This is a genomic window from Exiguobacterium algae (genome assembly GCF_018617875.1).
Lineage (GTDB): Bacteria > Bacillota > Bacilli > Exiguobacteriales > Exiguobacteriaceae > Exiguobacterium > Exiguobacterium algae.
In genome coordinates, this window is record NZ_JACSKZ010000005.1 from 64,437 (window position 1) to 79,967 (window position 15,531).

A 15,531-nucleotide genomic window follows, 5' to 3' on the forward strand; every position below is an offset into this window, starting at 1 on the left:
CACGCAAAATGTACAAATGTTCAGTTGTCCAATGCGTACGTCCGACAAATTTCACCTTTCTCCCTCCTTTCATTCATCTATGCCTCGATTGTAAGCGTTTTTGTGAGGAATGACAATGAAAATAGAGGAGAATCCCTGACAAGCGTCGTATATAGTCGCCATCAAGGAGGGGGAGACATGCGAAAAGAATGGCTGGGGGCACTCAGTTTGACACTGGCTGCGAGCATTTGGGGCGGGATGTATGTCGTCAGTAAATATGCGCTGGATTATATTGAACCGTTCACGTTCGTCTGGTTACGCTATGCGGTGGCCTTCACGGTGTTATGGTTGCTTTGGTTCAAGTTCGGGCGAGAACCGATTCGTCGAGCGGATTGGAAGTGGATCGGGCTGATTGGTATCATCGGATACGTTGCGTCAATCTCGTTTCAGTTTATCGGAACGAAGCTGTCGGATGCACATACCGGGTCACTTGTGACGGCGGCGACTCCTGCTTTCATGGTGTTGTTCGCGCGTCTCATTTTAAAAGAACGACTCACGCCGGTGAAAGTCGGCTCGCTCGTCCTGGCCACGCTCGGGGTGATGATTGTCGTCGGTTGGCAAGTGGACCGGACTTATATGCTGGGAAGTGTCGTTCTGGCGCTGGCTGCTGTCACGTGGGCACTCATGTCGGTATATGTGAAAGTGGCGACACAGACGTTGTCCTCGCTCACCATCACGACATTTGCCATCGGCATCGCATTCCTTTTGATGACGCCCCTCATGGCGATGGAAGTGGCACAAGTCGGGTTGCCCCAGTTGAACGGTATCCTGTGGCTCAGTGTTCTCTATATCGGAGTCGTCTCGACAGCGGGTGCTTTCTTCTTTTGGAACAAAGGGTTGGAGCTGATGGACGCGAGTGTCGGATCGCTCTTTTTCTTCTTTCAACCGCTCGTCGGCGGATATCTCGGGTGGCTCGTCTTGAAGGAAGATTTGAACATCCAGTTCTTTATTGGGGCAGCCTGTATCATGACGGCGGTGACGTGGTCGACGTTGGCCGAACGTCGTCAAAACCAATCAATCCCCGTAACACATCTCAAGCGCCATAACGGATAAAGCAAGCGGTCGAACCGATGTCGGTTCGACCGTTATTTTAAAACCCGTGATGCTCGATTTTGTCTTGCTCTCGTTTCATCTCGAGTTCCATCCGCTTCAGGGCGAGCTTCTCTTCCTCGATTTTTAAACGTTGCTGCTCAACGCGGTAGGCGCTCGTCCGGATAATGGTATTGGCACCGATTGCCGAAACGACAATCACCATAGCCGTCACATAAAAAAAGAAATCCATAAATGTGTCCCCCTTAATTGTGTTCATCGATTGGTATTTACGCGTTTTACTTGAATTGAACCGTTCTGTAAAAGCAAATTAAAATAAATCAGTGAGAAGCCGCTGCGTCTCCAATGCCTCGCGACCGTCTGTCGTGATTGGCGTGTCGTGAACAAGCGCCGAGATGAAGTGATTGATGGCTCCTTGGAATCCGCGCTGTGTCAAGAGCGTGTCCCATGAACCGAACGTCTCAACTTGATGAGAGCCCGCCTCGAAGCGTTGGAGCGTAATCATTTCTTCTACCGTCAGTCGCTGTCCGTCCCGAATCGTTGAGACAAGTTCGTGATTGACGCCAGCTTTCCGATGCATCATTGTCGTATGGAGACCGTGTTGGTCTTTCCACAGATGTCGTGCGAAGTGCAGTTCGTTCGCCTCTGTTTTTTCGATATGACCGGAGACGAGCTGCAGCTGATCTCCCGCCAGGAATCGAAGCGTATCGATGACGTGCAAATAATCATCGAGCAAAGTCATGTCATAACGGACGGGACGGATCCCATCCCCGCGGTGTTTGGCGATATCGAGCGTGTGGAATGGACCTTCTTCTTTTACGCGTTGATACATCGGGGCGAACCGGCGATTGAAACCGACCATCAGTTTACGTCCTTGACGTTCGGCCTGTTCGACGAGTTGTTCTCCTTGGTCGAGTGTCGCGGCGAGCGGCTTATCGACGTAAACATCGATGCCCTTTGATAATAAGTACGAGACAATCTCGAAATGGGTTTCAGTCGAACTATGTACGAAGGCGGCGTCAATGGATGAGGCGAGTTCGGGAAGTCCGGTGAACGACTCCATTCGAAACGCCTGACAAATTGTTTCCCGTTTGGACGCTGTAGGGGAATATGCGCCGACTAGTTCATACGTCGTGCTGTTCGTCAAAATCGGCAAGTACGCCTTTTGGGCGATGCTGCCGAGACCAATCATTCCAATCTTTGGCTTTCTCATGATGCGTCACTCCTTTGTTTCATCATAGCAAAAAAACCGAATGCGGCGATTCGGTGATTGTTACGATTTTTGTATGGTCGTGGAACACGTTTGGGATGTGGCGGGTAAGTGTTTAAAGAACAGCATTCGAAGGCGATCCAATGCGAAATAAGCCGTGACGCTGAACAATACTGAAGTCAAAAGGGTACATAAAAATGGATAAGGAGAAGGGAGGAACGCTCCCCATAGCGAAAAGCTCCGCAAACCGAACAGGAAAACGAAGACGAGGGCAAAGCCCATGATGATTCCGCTATACTGACAGTAATATCGACTGAGTCGTTGTTTCATCTGACATCCTCCTCTGTATACGTTCACTATACGGCAAGGGGTATGAAGACTCAAGGGAGGCTAACTATGAAACGATTTTCACAGCAGGGAAAGACACTTCTTTGCTTCGATTTTGACGAGACTTATTTTCCGCACGCATGCACGAGTGAACAACTCGCCCATTTACGAGCACTTGAAAACTTTTTAGAGGAACGGGCCCATCGGTTTTCTACAATCTGGGTCACAGGGAGTTCGGTTGCTTCTTTACAGGAAAAAGCGAAGCGGGGAGATTTGCGCTACTGGCCCCATCGGGTTGCAGCAAATTTAGGGACGGAGATGTACCAGGTGACTGAGCAGGGGGAGTGGGAGCGAGATGATGCCTACACGCAAGGCTTCCCGATTGATTTTGCGAAGCGTGTGGACCGGCTGGTAGAAGAGTGCGGGCTTTTCGACATTCAACTGGAGCGTCAGGCGGGCTTTGGGAAAAGTAAATGGATTCGGAGCTATTACTACAAGGGGGACGACCCGCAAGTCATCGAGCAAATTGCTAAACGGGCATCCGTTCATGCGATTCAGGTCAACATCAGTCAATGTAACCCTCGAGCCGGAGACCCGGAGGGAGCATATGATGTTGACTTCATTCCGAAAGGGGCGGGGAAAGCGGCGAGCATCGAATACGTCAGCAGACGATTTGGTTTTGCGCTTGATCAGGCATATGCGTTCGGCGACAGCGGGAACGATTTAGAGATGCTTCGAACGGTGAGACACGGATATGTTCTTCAGAATGGTACGAGTCAGGCCAAACATCTCCATCGTCGGGTGACGAGTCAGGCGTACGCGGCCGGGATTTTAGAGGTGCTGCGACAATCTGATTTTTCATAAAGGCACGCGAGCATGCTGGCTTGTCATTTAGAATGACGTATAGCATTTCGGACAGGTCTGCGTATTGCCCGGAGCACGTCTGAACGTCGTCTTACAATGGGGACAAGTGACCCGTTCGCTCTGCTGGTCGAACAAATTTCCTCTGTTGAACAAAATGTTGCGCAGTTTTGGCAGCGCCATGGCAGAAAAAATCATGCCTCCAAACAAAAATAAGGCCAGGACGACTAATAATAAATAAGTCATGTGGAATCTTCCTCTCTTAAACTTCGATGCGTATTCATCATACGGGAAATCAGGCGAAACGAACAGCTTGTAACTGGATATAGGAACATACGTTCTGTATAATAAGAGTAAGGAGGGGAACAATATGAGAGAAGAGTTGATCCGATGGATGCGTTCAGGTCGTGTGACAGAATTGATGTATGTGGACCGCCATGGTGTATTCACGAAACGGCGGGTGAAACTGATTAAAATTCAAGGACAACACGTCATCGCCTGGGACTATTCAAAGCACGCCAAGCGAACATTCTGTATCGATCAGGTTCTCGCTTGTCTCCCCGCTATCGATCGAAGAAAAAGTCGGATGGAAGAAATCAGTTGAGTACAACGGGGGATATGACGGATTCGATGTGACAGTCGTGTGCTATACCCTTTGAAACTTGAAACAAATATGAACTTCTTGTTGCAATGGAACAACCTGGCGTGTGAGAAACCGCTAGGTTTTTTTAGTGAAACGATTGTTTTCTCTTGAAAACGGGAAGTAATATACTTGTCATCTCAAATGCCATTCAAATCTAGTACTATGACGATAAGGTGAAAAGCCTAGAAACACCCATGAGAAAGGGAGTACGCAGCATGAGAACGAAACGTTTATCCGCCATTTTAGGAAATGAGATGGATGACATCGGGCATGATCCATGGGTGACCGGAATCGAAACAGATTCCAGAAAGGTCAATTCAGGGGATTTATTTTTCTGCATTCGCGGCTACACGGTTGACGGACATGAATTTGCGGAAGACGCCGTCGCAAAGGGTGCGAGTGCGGTCATCTCGGAATATCCACTCGATCTTACAGTTCCGAATATTGTCGTCCCGGACACGAAACGGACGGCAGGAACGGTTGCTAGTGCGTTTTATGACCATCCGTCTCATCGGATGCGTGTTTACGGTGTCACAGGAACGAACGGAAAGACTACGACCGCGACATTGACGTATGACTTACTTCGTCTGTCGGGACGTCAAGTGGGGATCGTCAGTACGATTGGTGCCCGATATAATGAAAAAACGCTGAAAACGGCGAATACGACACCTGAAGCAATCGTCTTACATCGAATACTCGCCGACATGGTCGATGAAGGTGTGACGGATTGTGTACTTGAAGTGTCTTCTCACGCCATGATGGAAGGCAGAGTGGAAGGGATTCACTTTCACGCCGCAGCCTTCACGAATTTGACGCATGATCATTTAGATTACCATCGGTCTATGGACGAGTATGCCCGGGCGAAAGCCCGATTGTTCGAACAGGTCGAATTGACGGATGGGGATGCCATCATCTTGAATGCTCAAGATGATGCGAGTCGCATCATGGCTTCGTTTGCCCCGACAAGGCATCGCATCATGTACAGTACGACAGAAGAAGTGCCGGCGGATATTCAGGTCATCTGGCTGGAAGACACGGTACTTGTGAAAATGAAAGAGTTTAAAATTGAAGTGCCGATTCGCTTCATGGGTGCTTTCAATGCGGCCAATCTGGCAGCGGCGATCGGACTTGTCACGACATCGGACATGGCTCTGCGGACGATTGTTTCAAACGTGCCGGCGCTGACTTTGCCTAAAGGACGATTGGAACGCTTGGATACGGAAGATGTCGAGATTTACATTGACTATGCCCATACACCGGACGGACTTGAAAAGTGTTTATCGACGCTTCAAGGAGAAGATCGGTCATTGGTCGTTGTGCTGAGTGCGGCAGGAGACCGTGACCCGACAAAGCGCGAAGAGATGGGGCGGATTGCGAGCTTCTATTCCAATGAATTGATTGTGACGGTACATGACGTACGAACAGAAGATCCGAAAAAAATCATTTCGGATTTACTGAAAGGTATCGACTCCAACACGCGTTATGTCACATTTGAAGCCCGAGCAGACGCGTTGCGCCATGCTGCGCTTCAAGCGTTAGAAGGAAAGCGTGTCGTGGTCGTCGGGAAAGGACACGATCATGTGGAGCGGGTCGGTCGACAAGCCATCCCGTTCAATGAATCCGACATTTTGCTTGATGAACTAAAAAAATTAAAGGGGCAGGAACCCGCCGTATGAACAAGGAGTTAGACTGACGGTGTTCCAAGTAAACGCCCCTCCTAAAACAGAGCATAAAAAAGGGCCGAATCGAACGATTCGGCCCTTTTTTCGATTAACGAAGTCTAACAACGGTTCGCCCACTCAATTCACCGCGCATCATGGATTCTGCATGACGCGGGACATCATGGAGCGGAATTTCGTGCATCATATCATTCAACACGTCAACACTGACTAACTCATGGAGTCGTTTCCATGCATCGGTTCGGCGCGTCATCGGTTGCATGACCGAATCAATCCCGATGAGCTTGACACCGCGAAGAATAAAGGGATAAACACTCGTCGGAAGGTCGGCTCCACCGACAAGCCCGCAAGCAGCGACGGCCCCCTCATAACGAATTTGGCTCAAAATGTTGGCGAGGGTGTTCCCGCCGACTGAGTCGATGGCGGCATCAAACCGTTGTTTGGCAAGGGGACGAACGGCTCCTTCCAATTCGCTTCGGTCGATGATTGTTTCGACACCGAGTGCCCGCAAGTACGAAGAGTCCGTTTTCCCAGTCGAGGCGATGACGTGATACCCGAGTTTATGAAGCAAGGCGATCGCAAAGCTGCCGACCCCTCCCGTAGCGCCGGTGACGAGGACTTCCTCGCCCGGGCTGACTCCTGCCTGTTCCAACGCATCGATGGCGAGCATAGCAGTTAATCCGGGAGTCCCGATGGTAATCGCATGGCGCATGTCCATCCCTTTCGGTAATTTGACCAGCCAGTTACCCGGCACTTGGGCGTATTGACTGAACCCGCCGAAATGACGTTCCCCAATCCCGAATCCGGTTGCGATGACCTCATCGCCCACCTTCACATCCAGATGATCGGAGGCGATGACCTTACCGACAAATTCGCATCCTGGAATGAATGGATATTGGTTGATGATTTTTCCTGGCTGTGTCAGACCGAGGGCATCTTTATAGTTGAGGGCAGAGTAATACACCTCGACGAGTACATTGCCATCCTCTTCTTTTGGGAGGGCGTCCATTTTCACTTCTTTTACGTTGGCATGGAGCTGATCGTCTTGTCTGTCTAGGACGAGCGCTTGGAATGATTCGTTCATCTTCATCTACCTCTTTTCTTTTGAATTCTTCCACTGTATCACTGTTTCCCCTTGAGACGAAATATATGCACGAATGTTTAGGTTGTGAGGTGGGTGGAATGGTATAATGAAATAGATTCAACTAGAGTGAGGAGGAATGTAGCATGCGGCACGATGACTATGAGTTTGATGATGTAGATGTGGAAGAAGAAGGCGAATTGTTTAACGTGTACGATATCCTACCGCCAGACGGCACGATTCTTGAGATGGCGACTGCCGAAGAAATGGTCCGTGCAGCGGAGCTCGAGGCGAAGCATCATGCGCTTCAGCGAATCCAGGACTCAAACTTCCAGCTATCCGGGGTATCGTTCAAAGAACTCTTGTCGGAGTTTGAACGATATGAGCAAGAATCGATGGAATTCTGGACAGGCGTATATAGCCGATTGCGCATTCCTTGGGCGTGGACGATTCGAATCGATGTGGCCAATGGCCCGATTCATGTCGTCAACGACCGTGACATCTTTATCGATGAAGAGGACTTCGAAGAGTATGATGTCGATGACTTGTTAGATGAGTACGAAGAAGATTGAATCAAAAACGTCTTTCCCTCATTTTGATGGGAAAGACGTTTTTTGGTCGTGAAGCAAATCGTGACGGACACGGGCGAGCTCGGTCGCACCGAAAAAAAGACCGACGCTGCTTAGTAGGGCGACCCCGCTCACCATTGCCCCGACAATGGCCGTGTCTCCGATCATTGTGAGCGACAAGGCGAGACTGAATAGACCGAACAGTAGTAAGCCTCCAGCAATTGTTTTCATCATGTTCCACCCTTTCTTCGTTCATTTGACTGTAGTGTAGTCGGTTTGAACAGGGAAGGGTGGTCTTTTTTTATACCTGGTAAATTACTTGATCAAGTCGTGAATCGAATACGTCTTCCCATTCTCGAAAGGCTGGTCGATCATCGCTTCCACGAGCACGCGACCGACGGTTTCCGGAGAACGTAATTTTCCTTCCGTTTCGTAGGAACGAAATTGCTCGACGTCGGCGAACGCCTCTTTTGTGGACGAACGAATCTCAGCCTGCATCGAGGTATCCATCACCCCTGGATTGAACAAAGCGGCTCGATGAGGTGTTCCTTCTAATTCGAGGGCAAGCGTCTCTGTGAAGCGGTCGAGCCCGGCCTTCGTCCCGCAATAAGCGCTCCAGCCCGAAATCGGACGCTTGGCAGCTCCGGACGTCACGTGAATAAAGGATGTGGGGATGTCGAACGAAAGGAGCGCATTGGCCAATAGCATCGGTGCGAGCAGATTTGTATGAACGTGTGCCGTCAGTTTTGTTGCATCCAACTCCCCGACACGGTGGACCGGCTCGATCAAGGCGGCGTTTTGAACGACAAGGATTGATTTTGCCAGCTTGAGGACGGGGCTGATTGTATCGAGAGCTTGTTCGATTCCGCTACTGCTCGATAAATCGACCTCCACCTGACGATAGCTGACGTCTTCCGCACGCGAACGGGAAAGCCCGACGACTTCAAAGCCTCTCGTTTGTAATTCTTCTGCGATGGCACGGCCGAGGCCGCGAGAAGCGCCTGTGATGAGTGCAAGCTGCATAACCATTCCTCCTATTCTTGAATCGTTTTTCGAAATCCGTAAAACGGTCGGAACTTCAATTGTTCGTAGTAGGTGTGAGACGACGAACTTGCGAGCATCTCGAGACGTGTATCGGGATAGAGCGCATGAACGTGTTGGAGCAGTTGTTCGCCGAGACCCTGTCTCCGATGGGACGGGGCGATAAGGAGCTCGCATACGTACAGGCTGACTGTCGTATCCGTCAATCCGTGGAGATACGCGACCACGTCCCCTTCATGTGACTCGATGACAAAGGCGACGTTCGATTGGCGCCAGGCTTCTTTCGTCAAGTCGTTCTGTCGGACGAGCTGGTCCCATCCTTCAGCCTCGTTCAATGCTTGAATCTGTTCAAAGTCATGTTCTGCATAGGGGCGAATCCGTGTCATACAAATGGCACCTGCTCTCTAAATTTATAGGGGTACATATCGTTTTTATAAAAACTGAAGCATCGAGGTCGCCACGGTGAAGTAGATGATCAGCCCGAGGTTATCCATCAAGGTCGTGATGAACGGACCGGAGGCGACGGCCGGGTCCAACTTCAACCGGTTAATCAGGAGCGGGACGAGGGTGCCGATGATGGTGGCGACGCTAAGGGCTGCAAAAATCGATACCCCGACGATGATGCCGATCAACGCGCTGTCATACAAGACTGTGATGACGCCGAAAATGACGACCATGCAGGCGAGTCCTAAGATGACGCCGGTGCCAAATTCCCGCCGAATCATCTTCGCAACATTCTTCCGATTGATCGTACCGAGCGCGATGGAACGAACCGCGACGACAAGGGACTGGGTGGCCGCATTACCGGCAGAACCCATGACGAGAGGCATGAAGACGGCGAGTAGCACGATCGTTTCGAGCGTGTCCTCAAACCCTCCGATTGTCGACGCGGTGATCATCCCGAGAAACATGAGGCTCACAATCCACGGGGCACGTTTCTTCGCTGCGGCGAACGGGCTCATGTTGATGTCCGACGATCCTTTCGTGGCGGACAGTTCTTCAAAGTCCTCGGTCGTCTCACGCTCGATGACGTCTAGCACATCGTCGACCGTGATGATCCCGAGCAGTTTATTTTGGTCGTCGATGACCGGGAGCGCCAACAAGTCGTACTTTTGAACGATGCGCGCCAGGTCTTCCTGGTCGGTCATGACGTTTGCCGATACGACACGAAAGCCCATGATATCTTCGATTTTCGCATCGAGGGCAGCGACAATCAAATCCCGAAGCGAGACGACGCCGACGAGCTGACCGGTCGCATCGATTACGTATAAGTAATAAATCGTCTCGGCGTCCGGTCCGAGCTCGCGAAGTTCTTCAAGTGTCTGGCCAACGGTTTTATTCGCCTGTAAGACGACAAATTCCGTTGTCATGATGGAACCGGCAGTATCTTCAGGATACTGCATCAAATCTTTGACCTCGCGTTCTTCCAGGTCATCCATTTTTTCAAACAGATTTTCCATGAAGTCGTCCGGGAGCTCTCGCATCAAGTCGGCGGCGTTGTCTGAATACATCTCGTTCAGGATGCGGACCGCATAAGGCAGGGGCATCTCTTGGATGAACTGACATTGTTCATCGAGTGTCAACTTTTCGAATAAGTCGGTAAACACTTCCGGTGAGACCGTCCGATACACGAAATGTCTTGCCGCTGAATCGAGTTCGATGAATAAATCCGCTTGTTCCCCCGGGTGAAGCGAGAGGAACAAGTCACGGAAATCTTCGGGATCTCCTTTTTGAATGAGCACATGCAGTTGAGCCTGATGCTGATTTTGTTCCGTCTCTTCCACGTTCATACGTTCACTTCCTCACTCCAAGATTTCTTATATTATGTCATGACGCGTCCCAAGAAAAAAAGTTTTCATCATTTTTTTGGCCAAGTGTATGCACTATGCATACACCGATTTATACCCTGTCACGCCCCTGATTCATCGTTCCTTGTTTGTTCATTCACAATCCTGTTCATTTATGCACCGGAATGTGGAATACCCCACACCGGGTGCGTCGGATTAGACCTTCGCAAATTTGGTAAAGTGATAAGGTAAGGGTAGTAACACACCCGAATCACAAGGAGGAAGCGAGATGATCTCAATGACGAATCAACCGATTTCACAAGATACGACGCTGAAACATCCGATTCATGTGTATTCAGAAATTGGAGAACTAAAAACGGTCTTACTGAAGAGGCCGGGGAGGGAACTGGAGAACTTGACGCCAGAGTATTTAGAGCGGTTATTGTTCGATGATATCCCTCATCTTCCGGTCATTCAAAAAGAACACGACTACTTTGCAAGTGCACTCCAAAATCGAGGTGTGGAAGTCCTTTATTTAGAAAAACTGATGGCTGAGACGCTCTCACTACCAGGTGTGCGTGAGAAATTCGTCGCCGACATCCTGTCGGAGTCAAAATCCAACATCAATGGTTCATATGAGACGTTGAAGGAATATCTACTTGGTTACGACAATGAGAAATTGATTGAGACGGTCATGGCCGGAATCCGCAAGTCGGAAATCAAGCCGGAAAAACGCCGCCATCTTCATGAGATGATTGAAGATACGTACCCCTTCTATTTGGATCCTATGCCAAACCTCTATTTCACGCGCGACCCGGCAGCCGCCATTGGCCATGGTCTATCGATTAACCGGATGAAAGAACCGGCGCGGCGACGTGAATCACTCTTCACGCAGTATATTATGCGCTATCACCCACGTTTCGCGAAGCATGACGTACCAATCTGGTCTGACCGGGATTACCGGTTTGCCATGGAGGGCGGAGACGAGCTCGTCCTGTCCAAAGAAGTCGTCGCAATCGGCATTTCAGAACGGACGACGGCCCAGGGCATTGAGCGGGTCGCGCTCAACTTGCTCCGGCACGGGGACAGCTTCAAGAAAGTCATCGCCATCGAAATTCCGAAATCACGAGCGTTTATGCATCTCGACACCGTCTTTACGATGGTCGACCATGACAAGTTCACGATTCACCCGTTTATCCAAGGACCTGAAGGAAAAATGAATATCTTTGAGCTTTCTTTGAATGCAGAAGGAGAGCTTCACATCACGCAGCATACGGATTTGTTAAAAGTCTTGAAAGATGCGCTCGGTCTGGACGATGCGACGCTGATCCCATGTGGTGGCGGCGATCCAATCGCGGCTGCGCGTGAGCAATGGAATGACGGGTCGAACACACTGGCCATCGCCCCAGGTGTCGTCGTCACCTACGACCGGAACTACGTCTCGAACGAACTACTTCGCAAAGAAGGGGTCGAGGTCATCGAAATCATGTCGAGTGAACTATCACGTGGCCGTGGGGGCCCACGTTGCATGAGCTGTCCGATTATCCGCCAAGATATCTAATCTAGCTACTTGATAAGGAGGAAGCAGTATGTCCACAACGTTCAATTTTGATTTGAAAGGTCGTCATTTTCTATCGTTAAACGAGTTTTCTGGTGAAGAAATCAATTATTTGATCGACTTGTCTGCTGCATTCAAACGTCAAAAAAAACAAGGGATCCCGCATCGGATTTGTGAAGGGAAAAACATCGCCTTACTGTTCGAGAAACCATCGACGCGTACGCGTTGTGCGTTCACAGTCGCGGCCATCGACTTAGGCATGCACCCTGAGTATTTAGGAAAGAACGATATTCAGTTCGGTAAAAAAGAGTCGGTCCGCGATACGGCCATCGTCCTCGGTCGCATGTTTGACGGCATCCAGTTCCGTGGCTTCGCACATGAGACCGTCGAGGGGCTTGCCCGGGACGCGGGTGTGCCGGTTTGGAACGGGCTGACCGATTTGTACCATCCGACACAAATTTTAGCCGACTTCCTGACGGTGAAAGAACAAAAAGGCGATTTGGCCGGCACACGTTTCGTCTATGTCGGCGATGGCCGGAACAATATGGGCAACACCCTTCTGATCGGTGGTGCCAAAGTCGGGATGGACATGCGTATCTGTGCTCCGAAAACATTATGGCCGTCTGACGAAATCGTCGACTATGCCCGTTCTGTCGCCACCCAGACCGGTGGAACGATTACGTTGACAGAAAGTATCGACGAGGCGGTCGCAGGTGCCGATGTCATCTATACCGACGTTTGGGTATCGATGGGTGAGGAAGCGGAATTTGCAGAACGGATTGAACTGCTCCGTCCTTATCAAGTGAATATGGACATGTTAGAGAAAACAGGGAACCCGGACGTCATGTTCCTCCACTGTTTACCGGCTTTCCACGATTTAGAGACGGAAGTGGGACGTGCCATCCATGAGCAATATGGTCTCGCTGAAATGGAAGTGACGGACGAAGTCTTCCGAAGCCGCCACTCTCACGTCTTTGACGAAGCGGAGAACCGGATGCACACCATTAAGGCGGTAATGGCGGCAACGCTTACCGAGACGCGCGAATGGCTTGATCGTTGAGGAGGGGAGGGGCTCTCCCTCCCATTCAAACTAATCGAAAGGGATGAGTTGAATGTCTATGAAGCTAGAGCACGATTCAAATGGTTCGGCTGGAGTACATCCTGCAAAGAAAGATCAACGTTTAGGTCTCGGTGCGTTAACGGCCCTTGTCGTCGGATCGATGATCGGTGGGGGCGCCTTCAACTTGGCTGCCGACTTGGCACAAGGTGCAAATGCGGGTGCTATCTTAATTGGATGGGTCATCACCGGAATTGGGATTATTGCGCTCGGTCTCAGTTTTCAAAACTTGACGATGCGGCGCCCCGATCTGGATGGCGGGATTTACAGTTATGCCAAGGCAGGGTTCGGTTCGTTCGTCGGATTTAACTCCGCTTGGGGCTATTGGCTTTCCGCCTGGCTTGGAAATGTCGCCTACGCCACATTGCTGTTTAGCTCAATCGGCTATTTCTTCCCGGTCTTTGAGGGAGGGCAAAACATTGCCTCCATTATCGGAGCCTCGATGATGTTATGGCTCGTTCACACGTTGATTTTGCGCGGGATCCATGAAGCCTCCATGATCAATATTGTGACAACAATCGCGAAGCTCGTTCCGATTTTTGCATTTATCACCATTACATTATTCTTCTTTAACCTCGAAAACTTCACCTTCGATTTTTGGGGACAAAGCGGTTTCTCATGGGGAAGTGTCCGGGACCAAGTCGTTTCCACGATGCTCGTGACCCTTTGGGTGTTCATCGGTGTCGAAGGGGCGGTCGTCCTGTCGGGTCGTGCCCGCAAGCGTTCGGACGTCGGAAAGGCAACCGTCATCGGCTTGCTGGGGACACTCGTCATTTACTTGTTGATCTCGGTCATGTCGCTCGGTCTCATGACACCTGAAAATGTGGCAAACGCTTCGCAGCCGGCGATGGCCTATCTATTGGAATCGGCGGTCGGTCCGTGGGGCGCGATGCTGATCAACGGCGGTCTGGTCGTCTCGGTTCTTGGAGCCTGGCTTGGTTGGACGTTACTTGCCGCTGAAATCCCGTTTGTCGCAGGGAAAGACGGCGTCTTCCCGAAATGGTTTACAAAAGAGAATAAAAACCAGGCTCCGGTCAATGCACTGTGGCTCACCAATGGTTTGATTCAGCTTTTCTTGTTCACATTCCTGATTTCTGACGCCGCCTATAATTTTGCATTCTCACTTGCTTCTAGTGCGATTTTGATTCCTTATGTCTTCTCGGCCTTCTATCAAGTGAAAGTCTCGAAAAACAGAATCGGGTATAACGCCGGTGAACGCCGGACACTTGATTTGACTGTCGGTCTCGTTGCTTCAATCTACGGTATTTGGCTCATCTATGCGGCCGGTATCGATTACTTGCTGCTCACGACCCTTCTCTATGCGCCGGGCACATTGCTTTACGTAAAAGCCCAGCGTGAGAATGGAATCAAGTCGTTGTCTAAAACGGAGTGGATCGTCGCAGGATTACTGACGGTTCTCGCCATCTTCGCAGTCGTTCGGATTGTTTCAGGTAACATCTCAGTCATTTGAACGGGGGAATGAGATATGGAGAAGAAACGAGTGGTCATCGCTTTAGGAGGCAATGCGATCCAACAAGGGAAGGATGCAACGGCGGAAGCTCAGATTCGTGCGGTCGAAGCGACGGCTGAATCGCTTGCCGCGCTCGTCGCAGAAGGTGTGGAAGTCATCATCACACACGGAAACGGACCTCAAGTCGGGAATTTGATGTTGCAACAGGCTGCTTCAGACAGTCAGGCGACCCCGGCCATGCCGCTTGACGTTTGTGGCGCGATGACACAAGGAATGATCGGCTACTGGTTCGAAAATGCGATGACAAAAGCGCTCCGTGCGCGTGGGCTTGAACGTTCTGTCGCTTCGCTTGTCACACGAAGTGTTGTCGACCCGAACGACAGTGCGTTCCACCATCCGACAAAACCAATCGGACCGTTTTATTTGGAGGCGGACGCCCTGCATTTGGAACGGACGACGGGACTTGTATTCAAAGAGGATGCAGGACGTGGGTATCGTCGTGTCGTTCCAAGTCCGGTCCCGATTGAAATCGCTGAGCATGCCGTCATTCGCGACCTCGTCGATGCGGGTCATATCGTCGTCGCATCAGGCGGAGGCGGCGTACCGGTCATGGAGACGCCAGAAGGGTATATCGGAATCGAGGCGGTCATCGATAAAGACTTTGCCGCCGCGAAACTGGCTGAACTCGTCAATGCGGATGTGCTTCTCATTCTGACCGCCGTGGAGAACGTATACGTCAATTTCGGCACACCGGAACAGATGGCACTTCAAGAAACATCAAAAGAACAACTGGAGGCTTATATCGCCGAAGGACAGTTCGCGCCGGGCAGCATGTTGCCGAAAGTTCGGGCGGCCTTACAGTTCGCCGAGTCGGGGCATCAACGGATGGCGATTATCACATCACTCGATCAGGCGCTGGCGGCCGTATATGGAGACGCCGGGACGCGTGTTCGTCTCGCACCCAGCCTCCAGCAATGAATGAAAGTCGTGAACGTATCCCGTTCACGACTTTTTAGTTTTTCGAGACATGTCAACGGGAAGGATTGTTGTATGCCAAAATGAAGCTTGCTATCATAAATAGTGTAAACGTTTGCACTA

Annotated in this window: 18 protein-coding genes; 9 read left to right on the forward strand and 9 right to left on the reverse strand. The window is 50.6% G+C overall.

The genetic code is table 11. The annotated features are described in order from the left end of the window. The first annotated feature begins 177 nt into the window (after window positions 1-177). Window positions 178-1,092 carry a DMT family transporter gene (locus tag KNP03_RS11580; protein WP_214829433.1) on the forward strand — a complete coding sequence of 305 codons (915 nt, stop codon included), beginning with the start codon at window positions 178-180 and terminating at the stop codon, window positions 1,090-1,092. A gap of 37 nt (window positions 1,093-1,129) precedes the next feature. Here the strand turns inward: KNP03_RS11580 and KNP03_RS11585 are convergent, their stop codons facing one another. The 3 genes from KNP03_RS11585 to KNP03_RS11595 all read right to left on the reverse strand — a co-directional run bounded on the left by KNP03_RS11585 (window position 1,130) and on the right by KNP03_RS11595 (window position 2,629). Next, window positions 1,130-1,321 carry a hypothetical protein gene (locus KNP03_RS11585; protein WP_214829434.1) on the reverse strand — a complete coding sequence of 64 codons (192 nt, stop codon included), beginning with the start codon at window positions 1,319-1,321 and terminating at the stop codon, window positions 1,130-1,132. 78 nt (window positions 1,322-1,399) lie between these two features. Further along, a complete protein-coding gene (locus KNP03_RS11590) occupies window positions 1,400-2,302 on the reverse strand; it encodes a Gfo/Idh/MocA family protein (protein WP_214829435.1) in 903 nt (300 codons plus the stop codon). A gap of 60 nt (window positions 2,303-2,362) precedes the next feature. Then, on the reverse strand, window positions 2,363-2,629 hold the full coding sequence (locus KNP03_RS11595) for a hypothetical protein (protein WP_214829437.1): 267 nt from the start codon (window positions 2,627-2,629) through the stop codon (window positions 2,363-2,365). 66 nt (window positions 2,630-2,695) lie between these two features. Between KNP03_RS11595 and KNP03_RS11600 the strand changes: the two genes are divergently transcribed. Then, window positions 2,696-3,490, forward strand: a complete 795-nt coding sequence (locus KNP03_RS11600) for an HAD-IIB family hydrolase (protein WP_214829438.1) — start codon at window positions 2,696-2,698, stop codon at window positions 3,488-3,490. 27 nt (window positions 3,491-3,517) lie between these two features. Here KNP03_RS11600 and KNP03_RS11605 read toward each other — a convergent pair whose 3' ends face one another. After that, entirely contained in the window at window positions 3,518-3,733 is a 216-nt protein-coding gene (locus KNP03_RS11605) for a hypothetical protein (RefSeq protein WP_214829439.1), read from the reverse strand. Between the two features lie 124 nt (window positions 3,734-3,857). Between KNP03_RS11605 and KNP03_RS11610 the strand changes: the two genes are divergently transcribed. Together KNP03_RS11610 and KNP03_RS11615 are read left to right on the forward strand one after the other, a co-directional pair. Next, window positions 3,858-4,091 carry a hypothetical protein gene (locus tag KNP03_RS11610; RefSeq protein WP_214829440.1) on the forward strand — a complete coding sequence of 78 codons (234 nt, stop codon included), beginning with the start codon at window positions 3,858-3,860 and terminating at the stop codon, window positions 4,089-4,091. Between the two features lie 254 nt (window positions 4,092-4,345). Further along, a complete protein-coding gene (locus tag KNP03_RS11615) occupies window positions 4,346-5,806 on the forward strand; it encodes a UDP-N-acetylmuramoyl-L-alanyl-D-glutamate--2,6-diaminopimelate ligase (protein WP_214829441.1) in 1,461 nt (486 codons plus the stop codon). 94 nt (window positions 5,807-5,900) lie between these two features. Here the strand turns inward: KNP03_RS11615 and KNP03_RS11620 are convergent, their stop codons facing one another. Beyond that, entirely contained in the window at window positions 5,901-6,893 is a 993-nt protein-coding gene (locus tag KNP03_RS11620) for an MDR family oxidoreductase (protein ID WP_214829442.1), read from the reverse strand. A gap of 143 nt (window positions 6,894-7,036) precedes the next feature. Between KNP03_RS11620 and KNP03_RS11625 the strand changes: the two genes are divergently transcribed. Then, complete coding sequence (locus KNP03_RS11625) at window positions 7,037-7,462, forward strand: hypothetical protein (RefSeq protein WP_214829444.1); 426 nt, start codon at window positions 7,037-7,039, stop codon at window positions 7,460-7,462. A gap of 18 nt (window positions 7,463-7,480) precedes the next feature. Here the strand turns inward: KNP03_RS11625 and KNP03_RS11630 are convergent, their stop codons facing one another. From KNP03_RS11630 to mgtE, 4 genes are all read right to left on the reverse strand, one after another. Then, window positions 7,481-7,690: a hypothetical protein gene (locus KNP03_RS11630; protein WP_214829446.1), complete on the reverse strand. Its 210-nt coding sequence runs from the start codon at window positions 7,688-7,690 to the stop codon at window positions 7,481-7,483. An 84-nt stretch (window positions 7,691-7,774) separates the two neighbouring features. Beyond that, a complete protein-coding gene (locus KNP03_RS11635; protein WP_214829448.1) occupies window positions 7,775-8,482 on the reverse strand; it encodes an SDR family NAD(P)-dependent oxidoreductase in 708 nt (235 codons plus the stop codon). 11 nt (window positions 8,483-8,493) lie between these two features. After that, window positions 8,494-8,886 (reverse strand): GNAT family N-acetyltransferase, encoded by a 393-nt coding sequence (locus tag KNP03_RS11640; RefSeq protein WP_214829450.1) that lies wholly within the window; start codon window positions 8,884-8,886, stop codon window positions 8,494-8,496. Window positions 8,887-8,931: 45 nt separating this feature from the next. Next, window positions 8,932-10,290 carry a magnesium transporter gene (mgtE, locus tag KNP03_RS11645; RefSeq protein WP_214829452.1) on the reverse strand — a complete coding sequence of 453 codons (1,359 nt, stop codon included), beginning with the start codon at window positions 10,288-10,290 and terminating at the stop codon, window positions 8,932-8,934. Window positions 10,291-10,618: 328 nt separating this feature from the next. Between mgtE and arcA the strand changes: the two genes are divergently transcribed. The 4 genes from arcA to arcC are packed head-to-tail and all read left to right on the forward strand — an operon-like array spanning window position 10,619 to window position 15,411. Next, window positions 10,619-11,848 (forward strand): arginine deiminase, encoded by a 1,230-nt coding sequence (arcA, locus tag KNP03_RS11650; RefSeq protein WP_214829612.1) that lies wholly within the window; start codon window positions 10,619-10,621, stop codon window positions 11,846-11,848. Between the two features lie 28 nt (window positions 11,849-11,876). After that, window positions 11,877-12,905 carry an ornithine carbamoyltransferase gene (gene argF / locus KNP03_RS11655; protein ID WP_214829454.1) on the forward strand — a complete coding sequence of 343 codons (1,029 nt, stop codon included), beginning with the start codon at window positions 11,877-11,879 and terminating at the stop codon, window positions 12,903-12,905. A 52-nt stretch (window positions 12,906-12,957) separates the two neighbouring features. After that, window positions 12,958-14,433, forward strand: coding sequence for an arginine-ornithine antiporter (gene arcD / locus KNP03_RS11660; protein ID WP_214829456.1), 1,476 nt, complete (start codon window positions 12,958-12,960; stop codon window positions 14,431-14,433). Between the two features lie 15 nt (window positions 14,434-14,448). Next, entirely contained in the window at window positions 14,449-15,411 is a 963-nt protein-coding gene (gene arcC / locus KNP03_RS11665) for a carbamate kinase (RefSeq protein WP_214829458.1), read from the forward strand. Window positions 15,412-15,531 lie beyond the last annotated feature (120 nt).

Coding starts and splice junctions, on each gene's coding strand:
- KNP03_RS11580 (WP_214829433.1), top strand. CDS start 178: ATGCGAAAAGAATGGCTGGGGGCACTCAGTTTGACACTGGCTGCGAGC.
- KNP03_RS11585 (WP_214829434.1), bottom strand. CDS start 1,321: ATGGATTTCTTTTTTTATGTGACGGCTATGGTGATTGTCGTTTCGGCA.
- KNP03_RS11590 (WP_214829435.1), bottom strand. CDS start 2,302: ATGAGAAAGCCAAAGATTGGAATGATTGGTCTCGGCAGCATCGCCCAA.
- KNP03_RS11595 (WP_214829437.1), bottom strand. CDS start 2,629: ATGAAACAACGACTCAGTCGATATTACTGTCAGTATAGCGGAATCATC.
- KNP03_RS11600 (WP_214829438.1), top strand. CDS start 2,696: ATGAAACGATTTTCACAGCAGGGAAAGACACTTCTTTGCTTCGATTTT.
- KNP03_RS11605 (WP_214829439.1), bottom strand. CDS start 3,733: ATGACTTATTTATTATTAGTCGTCCTGGCCTTATTTTTGTTTGGAGGC.
- KNP03_RS11610 (WP_214829440.1), top strand. CDS start 3,858: ATGAGAGAAGAGTTGATCCGATGGATGCGTTCAGGTCGTGTGACAGAA.
- KNP03_RS11615 (WP_214829441.1), top strand. CDS start 4,346: ATGAGAACGAAACGTTTATCCGCCATTTTAGGAAATGAGATGGATGAC.
- KNP03_RS11620 (WP_214829442.1), bottom strand. CDS start 6,893: ATGAACGAATCATTCCAAGCGCTCGTCCTAGACAGACAAGACGATCAG.
- KNP03_RS11625 (WP_214829444.1), top strand. CDS start 7,037: ATGCGGCACGATGACTATGAGTTTGATGATGTAGATGTGGAAGAAGAA.
- KNP03_RS11630 (WP_214829446.1), bottom strand. CDS start 7,690: ATGAAAACAATTGCTGGAGGCTTACTACTGTTCGGTCTATTCAGTCTC.
- KNP03_RS11635 (WP_214829448.1), bottom strand. CDS start 8,482: ATGCAGCTTGCACTCATCACAGGCGCTTCTCGCGGCCTCGGCCGTGCC.
- KNP03_RS11640 (WP_214829450.1), bottom strand. CDS start 8,886: ATGACACGGATTCGCCCCTATGCAGAACATGACTTTGAACAGATTCAA.
- mgtE (WP_214829452.1), bottom strand. CDS start 10,290: ATGAACGTGGAAGAGACGGAACAAAATCAGCATCAGGCTCAACTGCAT.
- argF (WP_214829454.1), top strand. CDS start 11,877: ATGTCCACAACGTTCAATTTTGATTTGAAAGGTCGTCATTTTCTATCG.
- arcD (WP_214829456.1), top strand. CDS start 12,958: ATGTCTATGAAGCTAGAGCACGATTCAAATGGTTCGGCTGGAGTACAT.
- arcC (WP_214829458.1), top strand. CDS start 14,449: ATGGAGAAGAAACGAGTGGTCATCGCTTTAGGAGGCAATGCGATCCAA.